The 15,039-nt window shown below is 35.0% G+C and carries 10 protein-coding genes; 7 read left to right on the forward strand and 3 right to left on the reverse strand.

What is annotated here, in order from left to right; translation table 11 throughout:
* Positions 1–152: 152 nt before the first annotated feature.
* On the forward strand, positions 153–1,529 hold the full coding sequence (locus AC07XN_RS07855; RefSeq protein WP_494742631.1) for an aldehyde dehydrogenase family protein: 1,377 nt from the start codon (positions 153–155) through the stop codon (positions 1,527–1,529).
* A 29-nt stretch (positions 1,530–1,558) separates the two neighbouring features.
* Here the strand turns inward: AC07XN_RS07855 and AC07XN_RS07860 are convergent, their stop codons facing one another.
* The 3 genes from AC07XN_RS07860 to AC07XN_RS07870 form a co-directional block, all read right to left on the reverse strand.
* Positions 1,559–2,440, reverse strand: coding sequence for an N-acetylmuramoyl-L-alanine amidase-like domain-containing protein (locus AC07XN_RS07860; protein ID WP_494742632.1), 882 nt, complete (start codon positions 2,438–2,440; stop codon positions 1,559–1,561).
* A 7-nt stretch (positions 2,441–2,447) separates the two neighbouring features.
* On the reverse strand, positions 2,448–3,701 hold the full coding sequence (locus AC07XN_RS07865; protein WP_494742633.1) for an MFS transporter: 1,254 nt from the start codon (positions 3,699–3,701) through the stop codon (positions 2,448–2,450).
* Positions 3,702–3,807: 106 nt separating this feature from the next.
* Complete coding sequence (locus AC07XN_RS07870) at positions 3,808–5,715, reverse strand: alpha-amylase family glycosyl hydrolase (RefSeq protein ID WP_494742634.1); 1,908 nt, start codon at positions 5,713–5,715, stop codon at positions 3,808–3,810.
* A gap of 235 nt (positions 5,716–5,950) precedes the next feature.
* On the opposite strand from AC07XN_RS07870, the gene AC07XN_RS07875 reads away from it, so the two are divergent.
* From AC07XN_RS07875 to AC07XN_RS07900, 6 genes are all read left to right on the forward strand, one after another.
* Positions 5,951–7,855, forward strand: coding sequence for an alpha-amylase family glycosyl hydrolase (locus AC07XN_RS07875; protein WP_494742635.1), 1,905 nt, complete (start codon positions 5,951–5,953; stop codon positions 7,853–7,855).
* A 176-nt stretch (positions 7,856–8,031) separates the two neighbouring features.
* Complete coding sequence (pgmB, locus tag AC07XN_RS07880) at positions 8,032–8,679, forward strand: beta-phosphoglucomutase (RefSeq protein WP_494742636.1); 648 nt, start codon at positions 8,032–8,034, stop codon at positions 8,677–8,679.
* Positions 8,680–8,966: 287 nt separating this feature from the next.
* Positions 8,967–11,297, forward strand: a complete 2,331-nt coding sequence (locus AC07XN_RS07885) for a glycoside hydrolase family 65 protein (RefSeq protein ID WP_494742637.1) — start codon at positions 8,967–8,969, stop codon at positions 11,295–11,297.
* A gap of 151 nt (positions 11,298–11,448) precedes the next feature.
* Positions 11,449–11,829: a VOC family protein gene (locus AC07XN_RS07890; protein ID WP_494742638.1), complete on the forward strand. Its 381-nt coding sequence runs from the start codon at positions 11,449–11,451 to the stop codon at positions 11,827–11,829.
* Positions 11,830–12,053: 224 nt separating this feature from the next.
* Complete coding sequence (locus AC07XN_RS07895; protein ID WP_309916175.1) at positions 12,054–12,494, forward strand: 5-fold beta-flower protein; 441 nt, start codon at positions 12,054–12,056, stop codon at positions 12,492–12,494.
* 310 nt (positions 12,495–12,804) lie between these two features.
* Entirely contained in the window at positions 12,805–14,985 is a 2,181-nt protein-coding gene (locus AC07XN_RS07900) for a penicillin acylase family protein (protein WP_494742639.1), read from the forward strand.
* Positions 14,986–15,039: the final 54 nt, after the last annotated feature.

A 15,039-nucleotide genomic window follows, 5' to 3' on the forward strand; every position in this document is an offset into this window, starting at 1 on the left:
ATCCTGATTAATTATTTTAGTGTTATCTATATTTTTTTATTTTAATCTATGTGATTAACCTTTTAAAAATATTTAAAAACTAATCAAAAAATGTATATTTGAAAAATGCACTTAACTTTAAGTGATTGCATTAATTTTAAGCCTTTAATTAAATGAAAGTAAGAAATCCAAGAACTGGTTTATATGATTATGAAATATCTCAACTCTCTTTTGAAACACTCAAGATAAAAGCTGATGCAATGCGTCATGCCCAAAAAAGCTGGCAGGCTATCGGTATTGAGCAAAGAATAAAAACAATTCAGCGTTGGAAAAAAGTCTTGGAAAGACATCTTGAAGAACTTACCGAAGTATTGATATTAGATACTGGTAGAAAAATAGAAACTGTTTATGAAATAAATTTAGTATTGGTTGCCATCGACCAATTTTGTGATTTAGCTCAGGATTATTTTAAAGTAGAAGTCCAAACTATTCTTCATAATAATACTTATCATATCGAAGAATATTCCAACCCCTTCGAGCTAGTCGGGATTATCAGTACTTGGCAATTCCCTTTTCAGAGTGCAATGATGCAGGCTATTCCAGCACTGTTAGCTGGCAATAGTGTATTGGTGAAGCCTTCTGAAAAAACACCAAGGTTTGTTAGAGTGCTTGAAAAAACGATTAGCCAAATACCGCATTTTAATAACTTATTGCATTTTATTGAAGGTGAAAAAGAAGTAGGAGAAATGCTTTGTAGCATTACCGATTTAATTTGCTTTACGGGGTCAGAAGAGAAAGCTAGAAAAGTATTTGAAACAAGTGCTAAACATTTTGTACCTGCACAGTTAACATTTGGAGGAAAAGGAGCTGCTATCGTTACAGAAACCGCAGATATTGAGAGTGCCTCATCTGCTATTCTATGGGGCGGAACTTTTAACGCAGGTCAATCACTAGAGTCTATCGAAAGAGTATACGTTCATCGCAATATCCATTCACAGTTTTTATCAAGATTGGTTGGTAAAAGCAATTTATTGACGCTGAACTATCCCAACATTGAATATGGACAAATAGGGCCTATCATTACAGAAAAACAAGCTACGAATATCAACGAACAATTGGCTGATGCTGTCAAGAAAGGGGCAGTCATCGTAGCGGGTTCTGAAAAATGTATTGTTCAAAAAGGAAGTATTTATTGTCGTCCTACTATTCTAACAAATGTGAGTCACCACATGAAAATCATGAAAGAAATGACATTTGGACCTATTTTGCCTGTAAAATCATTCTTGAATGAAACGCAGGCACTTGATTTCGCCAATGATTCAAACAGTACTTTTAACTGTTCCGTTTTTGCTGGGAAAGACAGTGAGGCTATGAAAATAGCGCGTAGAATAAAAAGTAAATCTATTACCATTAACGACGTTTATATGGGTAATAGATTCTATAGAAATGAAAAAAGCTCCACAAACGCTGCCGAAACTAAGGCAGAGAATATTGGAACTTTTTCGTTTAAGAAATTCTTGAACCATAAAAATTTAATGTTCAAGAAATAGCATTGAAAGCTGGCATTATGTTGAGGCTATTATTCTAATTTGAATCTAGCCACCATGATGCCAGTCTGATTTTTTTTAGGAGCCATATATTCTGCCAATGGCCTGTCGGTTACCATTACTCTTTTGAACTCCGAAGAAGCATGAAGTAAATACACCCGTTTGTCTTGCAATCTGATAGCAAAACCTTCATGGGTAATATCTAATCCATCAATATTGGTTGTAATCCCGATAATATCACCATTCATGATTTTATCTTCTATACTTCTGATTTTAGCTTTTGGGATAAAATAAAAATCTTGATTACTGATTTTATTCTCTACCTTCTTTATTTTTTCTTGTAGTGCTATATTAGCTGCGTTAGGATTTTTATCCCAGTGCGAGCTCATGAAATTTATTTCCTTTTTTATAGGAACACCTCCTAACGAACTAGTGATGTCATCTAAAAGTCCGTCTTTGTTGTGGGTATAAATCCAATCGGAAAAATAATGAATTCTTGATTCATATCCCTTTATTTGCCCTTTGTTATAATATCTGAGGCGTTTTAAATAATATTGGAATTTTTCAAAAGAAATATCATTTTTACGATACGTCAAGCCCATGGCTACACAGCTTTCCACAAAAGTTGAGCAATCAAATTCCCGTAGGTCTACTACTAGTTTCTCCTCATTAGGATTTTCAAGTGTAGAAGCCTTGTAAGGTCTGTTTAGAAAACTTTTGGCAATGTTTAAGGTATAATCGTGCATATTACTACCCTGTGCCATTTGGATTTTCCTTTGATAAATTTCTTCATCAGATAGTGGCTGTTGAAAGCTAGCGGCTGTAACCAACAGCGACGAAAATATAAAAACCTTGCAAGGTTTTATCAAGCTTGCAAGGTTTCTGTTAAGCGTACTTAAATTACTTTTTCTCATGTATTATTTAATCGTTATCTTCTACACGTAGTGTGAGTAATCCTCCCAAAATCATGAATACTCCCCCCAAAGTAACGATATGTATTGGTTCTAATTGCGTTAAATTCATGAATTTTTTTAGACCCAAACTAGCAACTATCTGTGGAATCACGATAAAAAAGTTGAAAACACCCATATAATACCCCATTTTATTGGCAGGTAAACTTCCCGATAACATCGCATAAGGCATTGCTAAAATACTTGCCCATGCAATGCCAATTCCTACAAATGAGGGTAATAAAGCATATTTTGTTGTTACAAACATAATTGAGATAAGTCCAACACCACCTGCTGTTAAACAAATTAAATGCGTTAGCTTTCTTCCAAATTGTTTGGCTAAAATTGGTAGAAATAAGGCGAACGACATCGCTACTCCATTATAGACTAAAAAACAGATACCTACGAAGTTAGCTCCTTGATTATATATCTCTGATTTAGTATCTGTTGTACCAAAAATATTTTTTGTTACAGCATCATTCGTAAAAAGCCACATAGAGAATAAACCAAGCCAAGAGAAAAATTGAACGATAGACAACTGCTTCATAACTTTTGGCATATTGAACAATCCATTGACAGTTTCTTTCATGCCATGCATAAAATTCATTTCGTCTTTTTCTTTTTGAAAAACTTCCATATCTTCTGGCGGATATTCGTTGGTTTTTAATATCGTCCAAAGAATACAAGCAAAATATGCAAAAGCACCGATGTAAAATGACCATCTAACGGTATCTGGTACAATTCCTTGAGCAGCAGTATTAGGTACACCAAAATAATCAAGGATGGAAGGTAGTGCGGAAGCAATCATTGCACCAACACCAATAAAAAATGTTTGTATCGCAAATCCGCTTGTTCTCTGTTCTTTTGGAAGCATATCGCCTACGAAAGCCCTGAAAGGCTCCATGGAGATATTAATTGAAGCATCCATCATCCAAAGTATAGCACCCGCTACCCACAACATAGTCGATTGTGGCATAGCGACCAAGGCAATCGTTGCAAAAATAGCTCCAGCAAAAAAGAATGGACGGCGACGACCCCATCTTGCATGCCAAGTACGGTCGCTCATGTAACCAATAATTGGTTGAACAAAGAATCCTGTTAATGGAGCTGCTATCCATAGAATCGGGATGTCATCAGGATTAGCGCCTAAGGTTGCAAAAATACGGCTTGTATTTGCATTTTGTAATGCTAAGCCAAATTGAATACCCATAAAGCCTATGCTCATGTTGATTATTTGAGCTAGGCTAAGGCGGGGTTTTATATCTTTTGTCATAAAATGGTTAATGATGTAATATTAAAGACTCAAATTAAGAAAATATTTAAAATATATTCTATTTTTTCTGAGAAATTTCATAAATAAGTACTGAATTGGGATTGATTGTAACAGGAATAGATTGACTCGCACTTTGAGTAAATTGCTCTTTTTGATTGAATTTACCTTTAAAAGTAGCGTCTTTGCTCGGCTTTAATCCCATTGACGACCATGCACCTTCTGGAACTACTAAATCGAACTTTTTTGTTTGAAAATGGTCAAAATTACAAACAATTAAAAGCTTTTGCTTACCAGAATAACGTAAGTAACTATATACTTTTCTACGGTCGTAATTACCATTTTGAATGTATTGCAAATCAAAGAAATTTCCAGTTTGTACAGCATCAGAAGTATTGACAAATTTGATTAAATCGCCATAGAATTTTCTGATATTCTTTTGTTCTTCTGTCAATAGCTTACCATCAAATTTACCATTGTTCATCCACGCTTGATGTGATTTTACACCCCAGAAGTCAAACATAGTCGTGCGGTCTTCGGCCCTATTAAAACCCTCTGGTTCAGAAGCAGACTCTCCTAATTCCTGACCAAAGTAAATCATCACTGGTCCTGTATGCAAGGTAGCCGTTACTACCATCGCAGGAACTGCTGCCATAGGATACCCTTTAGAAAAAGCCGCCGTATTAATTCTCACTTCATCGTGATTTTCTAAAAACCTTAGCATGTGCTCAGAAATATCGCCAGACTCATGCTGCCAAACATTCGTAATGCTTTCTACACTGGCATCATCTCTGTTTTCTACTAAATGACGAAGGCCATCATACAAACCTACTTTATCGTATAAGTAATCAAAACCTCCTATTTTAATATAATTATGATATTCCTTTGGATTATATATTTCAGCAATGAAAATAATATCTGGATAGCTCTTCTTTACCTCTTTAATAGCATATTTCCAAAACTCATAAGGAACCATCTCTGCCATGTCGCAACGGAAACCATCTGCACCTTTAGAAGCCCAATATTTTAGAATATTTACCATTTTTAGCCAAGTACTTGGGATAGGGTCAAAATGAGTTTGTCTGCCATTTTGGATATCAACACCATAATTAAGTTTTACTGTCTCGAACCAATCGTCGATACTAGGATGTGGAGAGAAAACATCATTACCCGATACTTTTGCAGGCGTTTCAACATAAGGCCCGTCTACTTCTACAGGAGGATTTACGCCATCAGGAATCTGAAATTGCGTATCAGGTAAATAATAGAAATTATTATGTGGGTCGAATAATTTCGTGGTATCATCTTTTTCACCGAAATCTTCAACGTCTTTTGGTTTCATATCAGAATGATATACCCTTGCTACGTGGTTAGGCACAAAATCCATAATGAGTTTTAAATCATTTTGATGAACCCTTTCAACCATTTCAGCAAACTCTTTCATTCTATTTTTAGGCTTATCGGCAAAAAAAGGGTTGACATCATAATAGTCTTTAATAGCAAAGGGCGAACCAGACCTCCCCTTTACTACATCTGGATGATCTTTAGGAATACCATAAGCTGTCAAATCTTCCATAGTGGCATGCTCGATTAAGCCTGTCATATAAAGATGTGAATAACCATAATCTTTGAGCTTTTTTAGGGCTAAATCATTAATATCAGAAAATTTAGTAACACCATTTTCAGTAGCAGAGCCATTAAATTTATTCGTAGTATTCTTGTTTCCCCAAAGGTGAAACATCATTTGTAAAATTACTAATTTGTCGTTTTTGATCTTTGTCATATTTTTTTGGACTATGATTTTACTTTTTTTAGGGTCTCTATCTTTGAATTTACTATAATTCTTGGTTTTGGCAATAGCATTTTGCTCAGTGGCTGGGAGTGCTTTGATGGTTTGTTGAGCATTTGCCCAAAAAACGACAAAAACTAAGCCTAATAATGTTGTGACTTTGATTGAATTTTGAGACATTTTTAGAATAAAATTTGGGTATTAGGACAGATTAGCACAGATTCGTTTCTTTTAGCTTTCTTTTATCTTTGCATTAAATTGCTCACAATTTAAGATTTTATTATTAGGAAATTCTTGAAATTATTTGAAAAATTGCATGAATGATACTGAAAAAAGTAGAATCCAACGTTTATAAAATCCTTTTTTACCCGAGTTTGCGCTATTTTACTGTATTTCCATTAACCATCTTAAACAAATGAAAAAAACAATTTTATCTATTCTTTTATGTTTCTTGATGAATGCTTTGCTGGCTCAAACCACAAGTGTTCAACGTATTAACCCGACTAACTGGTGGGTCGGTATGAAAAACCCCAAGCTACAACTCTTAGTTTATGGCAAAAACATTGGCGATTGCGACGTGAAAATCAATTATCCGGGAGTTTCTTTGGAAAAAGTAAACAAAGTGGAGAACCCTAATTACCTATTTCTTGATTTAACAATTGCACCAGCCACCCAAGCTGGGCAAATGATGATTGAGCTTTCAAAAACGGTGAAAGTGCAAAAAGGGAAAAAGCAAGTAGTAGACCAAATCGTAAAAATAACGCAACCTTTTCAATTAAAAGTACGTGACCAAAAGCCACAGGAAATCAATTCAAAAGATTTTATTTATTTAATCCTTCCTGATCGTTTTTCAAATGGTGACCCCTCTAACGATAAATTTGCCGATATGGCTGACCCTGTTTCCGACCGTACAAATCCATTTTTACGTCACGGAGGAGATTTGCTAGGGGTACAAAATCATTTAGATTATGTAAAAGAATTAGGCGCTACTACTATTTGGCTGAATCCAGTTGTAGAAAACAATCAACCCCAAACCAACGAAGGTGGTGCCATGCGTTCGGCCTATCATGGTTATGGTTTTACAGACCATTATAATGTAGATAAACGTCTTGGCGGTAATGAAGCATATAAAAAATTAATAGAAGCATCTCATGCCAAAGGATTAAAAATTATTCAAGATGCTGTGTATAATCACGTAGGAATCAACCACTGGATTTTGAAAGATTTACCAATGAAAAATTGGTTGAATCAATGGGATACTTATACTAATACTTCGTACCGTGATGAACCTGTGGTTGATATTTTGCATGGTTCGGCTGCTGATTTTAAAGTACAACAAAATGGTTGGTTTGTTCCTTTCTTGCCAGACTTAAACCATAAAAATGAATATGTCGCTAACTTTTTGATTCAACATGCCCTTTGGACGGTTGAAAACTTTGGGATTGATGGCTGGAGAATCGATACCTACCAATACAATGATTTGAATTTTATGAATCGTTGTAATGCTGCCTTGGCAGAAGAATATCCTAAAATGTTTATCACGGGTGAAAACTCTGTACAAAGTGCTTATTCTCAAGCCTATTTTGCGAAAAATAACCTGAATGTACCCTTCAAAAGCTCATTGCCTTCTGCCAACGACTTTGTACTGTTTAATGCCATTAATGATGCATTAAACCAAGGGTTCGATTGGGGAAAAGGGTTTAATCGGTTGTATGCTACTTTGGCAATGGATGCCCTCTATGAAGATGCCAACTTGAACATGACTTTCTTGGATAACCATGATATGGATAGATTTTATTCTGTTATTGGCGAAGATTTTAATAAATTTAAACTAGGAGTAGGCTTTTTATTAACTACTCGTGGAGTACCACATTTATATTATGGTACAGAAAACCTGACTAAAAACTTTAAAAATCCATCGGATGCAGAAGTACGCAAGGATTTTGAAGGTGGTTGGGCTGATGATAAAGTAAATAAATTTTTGGCTTCAGGTAGAACAGAGAAAGAGAATGAAGCTTTTGATTTTGTGAAAAAATTGGCCAACTATCGTAAAAATAGCTATGCTATTACTACAGGGAAATTAACACAGTTTTTACCACAGGATGGAATTTATGTGTACTTTAGATATACCGAAAACGAAAGCGTTATGGTAATCATGAGCCAAAATAAAGAAGATAAAAATCTGGATACTCAAAGATTTTCAGAAAGAATGTCGGGGTTCAGTACTGCCAAAAATATTATGACAGATGCATTGGTGGGAGATTTAAAAACGTTAAAAATCCCAGCAATGTCAATCACGATTCTTGAATTAAAAAAATAAGTAAATCCTTACAAACATAATTGTGAATTAGTGATTGAGTGAGTTGTGATTAAGGTATGTTAAAATTTTCATTTGTTTCATTTCTTAAAAGATATTTTCACAGAAGAAATAACATATTCGAAGTCCGATAATTCACTCAATCACTAACTCACAATTCACTAACTAAAAAAATCCACATGACAAAGATTAAAGCTTGCCTATTCGATTTAGATGGCGTAATTGTTGATACAGCAGTATATCATTTTCAAGCTTGGAGACGCCTTGCGAACGAATTAGGCTTTGATTTTACTGAACATCAGAACGAACAATTAAAAGGTATTTCGCGCATGGAATCATTGGAATTGATTCTTAAATGGGGAAATGTTACTTTAACGGAAGCAGAGAAATTAGCATGGGCAACTCGTAAAAATGACTGGTACCTAGATTTAGTAAAACTAATGACCCCCAAGGAAGTACTCCTAGGTGTTGAAAAGTTTCTTACTGACCTTCGTGAAGCAGGTATTAAAATCGCTTTGGGTTCGGCTAGTAAAAATTCTAAATTGATTTTAGAAAGAATCAATATGTTAGATTATTTTGATGCCATTATTGATGGTAATAACATCACCAAAGGCAAGCCAGACCCACAAGTATTTTTGATGGGAGCGGAAGCAACAGGTACATTGCCAAGTGAATGCGTAGTATTTGAAGATGCAGTAGCAGGGATACAAGCTGCTAAAGCAGGAGGTATGAAAGCAATCGGAGTAGGTGCTGCTGATATTTTAACAGAAGCAGATTTTGTGATTGCGGGCTTTGAGGAAATGACTTTGGATAGATTGAACTTTTAATATTTATCCAAAATACAGTTTAGCACAGCAAATTGAGTGTTAAAATTCTAGTATAAATTCGCACAGAAATTATGACTTTTACGGTGTAATGGTATTATTCTGATGTTTTTTCTAAATAATAATGCTGTTTTTATGTAAAAGTCGAGAATTGTTGTTTAATTTACTATTAACCATTTTTATAAATACATGATTAAGCTATTGATAATCAGTTGATTTGATTAGTTTTTTCGTGAAGATAGAGATTTTATCTTTATCTTAATAAACAAACTAACCGAGTATAACCATATATGAAAGACTATCTTAAACACGATGAATGGTGTATCATCGAAGAGGGATTTAATCGTGAATTCAACGAAATTACGGAATCTGTTTGCTCTTTAGGCAATGGCCGAATGGGACAAAGAGGAAATTTTGAAGAAACCTTCACTGGAAAAACACTCCAAGGAAATTATGTAGCTGGTGTATATTACCCCGACAAAACACGTGTAGGTTGGTGGAAAAACGGCTACCCTGAATATTTCGCAAAGGTGTTGAATGCTGCCAACTGGATTGGTATTAAAGTTGAAATAGAAGATGAAATTCTTGATTTACATACTGCTGAAGTAAATGATTTTAGGCGAGTTTTGAACATGAAAGAAGGTTATTTACAACGTTCTTTTGTGGCTACTTTGCCGTCGGGCAGACAGGTGAAAGTTAATACCACACGCTTCAATTCTATTGTTGATGACGAATCGGGTGCAATTTCTTACGCAATTACACCCCTTAATTTTGACGGAAAGCTTGTGCTGACTCCATTTATAGATGGCGATATTAAAAATAAAGATGCCAACTATGATGAAAAATTCTGGGACGAAGTACATAAAGAAACTGCCTTTGCTGAAGGATATATAGAGATGGTTACTAAGAAAACAGGTTTTCATGTAGTAACAGGTCAGAAATTCCAAATTTTTCAAGAAGGCAAAGCAATTGATTTTAAAAGCTTCCCTCAAAAAGCAGAAAAATATGTAGCTAGTCAAGTTACTTTGAGTGTAAAAGCCAATGAAGAAACTGTTTTAGTAAAATATGCTTGTAACCTTTCTTCTGAAAACCATAAAATAGAAGATTTACTCCCTAAAGCCAAAGCTTATTTAGCCAACATTGAAGCCAAAGGCTTTGATAAAATGCTAGTAGAACAAGCTGAAAAGTGGGCATCAAAATGGGAAATGAATGATATTGTGATTGAAGGTGATGTGGCTGCTCAGCAAGGTATCCGTTTCAATATTTTCCAGATGAACCAAACTTATACCGGGGAAGATGCTCGTTTGAATATTGGACCAAAAGGTTTTACTGGCGAAAAATATGGTGGCTCAACGTATTGGGATACCGAAGCTTATTGTATTCCTTTTTACTTAGCAACTGCCGACCAACAAGTAGCTCGTAACTTATTGGTTTATCGTTGGAAACAGTTAGGTAAAGCCATTGAGAATGCCCAAAAACTAGGTTTTAAAGATGGTGCCGCATTGTATCCAATGGTTACGATGAATGGCGAAGAATGCCATAACGAATGGGAAATTACCTTTGAAGAAATTCACCGTAATGGAGCCATTGCTTATGCCATTTATGACTATGTAAACTATACAGGCGACGAAGCTTATCTAGCTGAATACGGTTTTGAAGTCTTATTAGGCATTGCTCGTTTCTGGGCACAGCGTGTAAACTGGTCGGAAGCGAAAAAGCAATATGTGATGTTGGGAGTGACGGGACCAAACGAATACGAAAACAACGTGAATAATAACTGGTACACAAGTTATTTCGCTGTTTGGTGTATGAAGTATTTGATGGAAGTTGCTGATAAAATAAAAGCATCGAATCCAGAGCGTTATAATGAGTTAGCAAGCTTGACTAACCTTGATGAAGCGGTAGAATTTGAAAAATTCAGTAGTATTACAGGAAATATGTACTTGGGCGAAGATAAAGACTTAGGCATTTTCTTACAACAAGATGGTTTCTTGGATAAAGAATTAATAAAAGTAACTAATCTTCCAGCTCATGACAGACCAATCAATCAAAAATGGTCGTGGGATAGAATATTACGCTCTTGTTTTATCAAACAAGCTGACGTGTTGCAAGGAATATATTTCTTTGAAGATGACTTTGATGCCGAAACGATCAAGCGTAATTATGATTTCTATGAACCAATGACGGTTCATGAGTCATCATTAAGTCCATGTGTGCATTCGATTATTGCGGCTAAGTTAGGAGATAAGGCTCGTTCTTATGAATTCTATCAACGTTCGGCACGTCTGGATTTAGATGATTATAATAATGATACCGAAGATGGTTGCCATATTACTTCGATGGCAGGTACTTGGATGTCAATCGTAAAAGGATTTGGCGGTATGCGTGTTCGTAATGGTCAGGTATATTTAGCACCATTCGTACCTGAAAACTGGAATTCATTCTCCTTTAAAATTCGTTTCAGAGACAATTTGTTGAATATCAAAACTTTTGCTCATGAAGTAGTCATCGAAAATTTGGCTGGAGATGATATTACCATTTTTGTGTACAACGAAGCTGTAGTTTTGAAAGCAAATTCGACAGTAAATATTGAACAAAAAAATGTAGAAGCTGTAGCTTAGTCTACCGATATTATTTTAAACAAAGCCCCTTGAAGGATTTTCTTTTGAGGGGCTTTGTTTGTTTAGTATCTTTCAATAAAAAGTAACAAATGCTTAGAAATTTTTAAGTGTAAAAACATTAACTTGGCACCAACATATAAACAACAATAACATGGAAAGCTTAACGGTAAATAACTTTGTCAAAGACATCAATAAATCGATTGAATTTTATAAACAAATTGGTTTTGAAACTATCATGAGTGTTCCTGAAGAAGGAGATTTCGTTTGGGTGATGCTCTCCAATGGAGGGGTAACGATAATGTTGCAGACGATGGATAGTTTAGGCGAAGAATTGCCTGATATTGATAGAAACAGACTAGGGGGGAGCTTGCTATTTTATATCAAACTAAAACAAATTCGAGATTTTTTTGAAAGCATTAAAGATAAAGTAGAAATCGTAAAAGGACTAGAAAAGACTTTTTATGGCGCAACAGAATTTACGATTAAAGATATTGATGGGTATTACCTGACTTTTGCGGAGGATGAAGCGTAAATAATTGTGTTTTCCTTTATTCTTAAAATTCATTGAATATAAATGACCATAGTTTTAAACGCATTTTGAGATAATAAATGTTCTCTAATAATTCTCATTATAATTGCTGACAATCTTCATGTTTTAGGTAGTATTAGTATAATAAATTTGAACTGTAAATCAGGGAGTTAAGTGTTTTAGCTAAAATGATTTTTCAGTGTTAAACTAATAAAATAAATACCAAAATGAAAAAGGCAATAATGGTTTTCGCTTTTGTAATGAGTGTGATTTCGATAAGTTTCGCTCAGCAAGTAAAAGATTATAAAGGACATTTGATTGATGCTAAAGGAGATATCTATTTTAATGGTACAAAGATAGGAAGTGTGTCAAAAGACCAGTTTATAAAAGATGCAAAAGGACAAAAAGTAGGCTTCATTGATAACCAAGGTAATCTGACTGATGGAAATGGTAAAAAAATGGGACATTGGGGAAAAGATGGGAAAACATATTTTGATCCTAACAATGATATTATGTTGAAGGTAGTGGATAATAAAGATGAAACCTGTAATATCTATGATGCCAAAGGGAACAAATTAGGGAATGTGCATGATAGCTATAAGTCTGTTGCATGTGCGATACATTGTTTTGATAAAAAGATGAGCATGAAGGATCATACAAAGCATTAAAAATAAATAATTATTGACAAGGAACTCCTTATTTAAGAACTTAACTCATTCTTAAATAGGGAGTTCTTTATGATGATAGGATATACTATTACAAACGAGCTTACTTAATAACAAAGTGTTAATAATAACATATATCACTTAAGTCCTACTAGAAATATCATTCTTAAATCATGCCTATTTGTCTAATTTGCCTAAAGTTTAGTGCATTTCAAGCATTGAGAGAAAGTTTTAAATTAGTATTGAGAGAAATTTCGTTGTATTTTGTATGTTTGTTAATACAGAATACTTCATCATTCAATACTATATCAATATGAGAAAAATTATTTTACTGTTTTTCCTTCCTTTTTCAATTCTTGCACAAAAATTTTCAACTACTGAAATCAGTCGCTTTGAGGCACAGGCGAAGCGAGTAAGTATTATTCGTGACAATTGGGGTATTCCTCATATTTATGGCAAATCGGATGCTGATGCCGTTTTTGGCTTACTTTATGCCCAATGTGAAGATGATTTCAAGCGGGTAGAGATGAATTATATTGAAAAGCTTGGAAGAATTGCAGAACTAAAAGGTGAATCAGAACTCTATAACGATTTACAAATTCGCTTGCTGATTGATACTACCGAAGCCAAAGCAGATTATCAAAAGGCAGCACCTTGGTTGAAGAAATTGTTAAATGCTTATGCCGATGGTATCAACTTTTATTTATACAAACATCCAGCAGTAAAACCTGCTATGTTAACACGCTTTAAACCGTGGTATGCATTGTTATGGACAGATGGAAGTATTGGTGCAATCAGTACAGCCGATTTAAGCATAGCTGATTTAAAGAATTTTTACTCAGGTAGTTTAGTGTCTGCGGTAGCTGTTCCTAAAAATCCTGAGCAACAAACAGGTTCAAACGGGTTTGCGTTTTCTCCTAAGATTACGCAATCAGGCAAAGCTATATTATACATTAATCCACACGTTACTTTTTACTTCCGACCAGAAGTACAAGTGGTTAGTGAAGAAGGACTGAATGCATATGGAGCCGTTACTTGGGGGCAAATGTTTGTTTATCAGGGGTTTAATCAATATTGCGGTTGGATGCACACCTCTAGTAACGTAGATGTTGCCGATATGTATGCGGAAAAGATTAGCAAAAAAGGCGACAAGTATTTTTATGAATATGAAGGCGCTTTGAAGCCTGTAATAGAAAAGAAAATCACGATTAGTTACCTCGCTGACAATGTATTAAAACAGAAAACCTTTAGTACATATTTTACACATCACGGGCCAGTTATGGGTAAAAGAGATGATAAATGGGTGAGCCTAAAATCTTATAATCGTTCTATTGTCAGTATGATTCAGAGTTGGAAAAGAACCAAGGCGAAAGGGTTTGAGGAATATAAGCAAGTGATGGCTTTAAAGGCGAATACGTCCAACAATACTGTTTTTGCTGATTATAAAGGTAATATCGCTTATTGGCATGGTAACTATATTCCTAAAAGAGATAACCAATATAATTGGGCTAAACCTGTAGATGGCTCAATAGCTGCTACAGAATGGAAAGGCTTGCATGAGGTAGATGAAACCGTCCATTTGTATAATCCTGTCAACGGGTGGTTGCAAAATTGCAATTCAACCCCCTTTTCAGTGGCAGGGGCTAATAGTCCTAAACGAGAAAATTATCCATCCTATATGGCTCCTGATGGTGAAAACTTTAGAGGAGTAAATGCAGTAAGGGTATTAGACCGTGAGAAAAAATATACCATCGACAAAGTAATCGCCGCAGGGTATGATACTTATTTATCGGCTTTTGAAATATTGATACCAGCTTTGGTGAAAACATTTGAACGTGACGTAAAGCAAAACGATTCGCTCTATACGCAACTAAAAGCACCAATTGAAGTCTTGAAAGCATGGGATTATCATTCATCTGAAAGTTCTGTAGCTACTACTTTGGCAGTAGAATGGGCACAGAAACTTAGCCCAGTGATACAAAGATTATACATAGACCAAGGCGAAACGGATCAGGTAGAGAATACTAAAAGATTTGCTGCCAATGCTGATGTAGCAAAGTTTATGCCTCCTTTGGTGACAGTAATTAACGATTTGAATAAAAAATTTGGTACTTGGCAAATACCTTGGGGCGAACTAAATCGTTTTCAAAGATTGACAGGTGATTTACAAACAAAATATAATGATAATGAGCCAAGTGTACCTGTAGGTTTTGCTTCAGCATTGTGGGGGTCGTTGCCATCTTATAATAGCAGGTATTACCAAGGAACCAATAAAAGATATGGCGTGGGGGGTAATAGTTTTATTTGTGCAGTAGAATTTGGTGACAAAATAAAGGCTAAATCTTTGTTGGCAGGTGGCGAAAGTGGCGACCCAACCTCAAAACATTTTAAAGACCAGTTATTAATGTACACAAAGGGACAGTTTAAGGATGTCTATTTTTATAAGAGTGATGTGATAAAAAATGCAGAAAAGACGTATCATCCAGGCGAATAAGCGTAAATATTGTTAAACAAATTGATAAAACGTTAGGTTAGCAGTATATTTGAA

The sequence above is a fragment of the Arcicella sp. GW458-12-2-14-TSB2 genome, from assembly GCF_059423785.1.

Bases quoted from the DNA above. Each gene is read 5' to 3' on its own strand.
- AC07XN_RS07855 (WP_494742631.1), top strand. From the start codon at position 153: ATGAAAGTAAGAAATCCAAGAACTGGTTTATATGATTATGAAATATCT.
- AC07XN_RS07865 (WP_494742633.1), bottom strand. From the start codon at position 3,701: ATGAGCATAGGCTTTATGGGTATTCAATTTGGCTTAGCATTACAAAAT.
- AC07XN_RS07900 (WP_494742639.1), top strand. From the start codon at position 12,805: ATGAGAAAAATTATTTTACTGTTTTTCCTTCCTTTTTCAATTCTTGCA.
- AC07XN_RS07890 (WP_494742638.1), top strand. From the start codon at position 11,449: ATGGAAAGCTTAACGGTAAATAACTTTGTCAAAGACATCAATAAATCG.
- AC07XN_RS07885 (WP_494742637.1), top strand. From the start codon at position 8,967: ATGAAAGACTATCTTAAACACGATGAATGGTGTATCATCGAAGAGGGA.
- AC07XN_RS07870 (WP_494742634.1), bottom strand. From the start codon at position 5,715: ATGTCTCAAAATTCAATCAAAGTCACAACATTATTAGGCTTAGTTTTT.
- AC07XN_RS07860 (WP_494742632.1), bottom strand. From the start codon at position 2,440: ATGAGAAAAAGTAATTTAAGTACGCTTAACAGAAACCTTGCAAGCTTG.
- AC07XN_RS07875 (WP_494742635.1), top strand. From the start codon at position 5,951: ATGAAAAAAACAATTTTATCTATTCTTTTATGTTTCTTGATGAATGCT.
- AC07XN_RS07895 (WP_309916175.1), top strand. From the start codon at position 12,054: ATGAAAAAGGCAATAATGGTTTTCGCTTTTGTAATGAGTGTGATTTCG.
- pgmB (WP_494742636.1), top strand. From the start codon at position 8,032: ATGACAAAGATTAAAGCTTGCCTATTCGATTTAGATGGCGTAATTGTT.